At 66.1% G+C, this 277-nt stretch carries 1 protein-coding gene; it reads left to right on the forward strand.

The genetic code is table 11. The features are described 5' to 3' along the window. On the forward strand, positions 1-277 hold a 277-nt coding region (locus tag ACTFO6_RS18735; RefSeq protein WP_439935869.1), incomplete at both ends, for a ThiF family adenylyltransferase.

The following is a 277-nucleotide window of genomic DNA, read 5'->3' on the forward strand; positions in this document are numbered from 1 at the left end:
TCGCCCGGGACATCAACCCGGAGGTGGACATCCGGGCGCTTCCCGATGGGGTCACCCAGGACAAAGTGGGCGAATTCCTGCGGGAGGTGGATCTCTATGTGGACGGGCTGGACTTCTTCGCCTTCGAGGCGCGGCGCCTTGTGTTCGCCGAATGCGCGAGGCGCCAAATCCCCGCCGTCACCGTGGCACCCCTGGGGATGGGGGCGGCGCTGCTCAACTTCCTGCCCGGGGGCATGACGTTCGAGGAGTATTTCCGCTGGAAGGGTTGCTCCGAGGA

Source organism: Pelomicrobium sp. G1 (genome assembly GCF_051905455.1).
Taxonomy (GTDB): Bacteria; Pseudomonadota; Gammaproteobacteria; order Burkholderiales; family UBA6910; genus Pelomicrobium.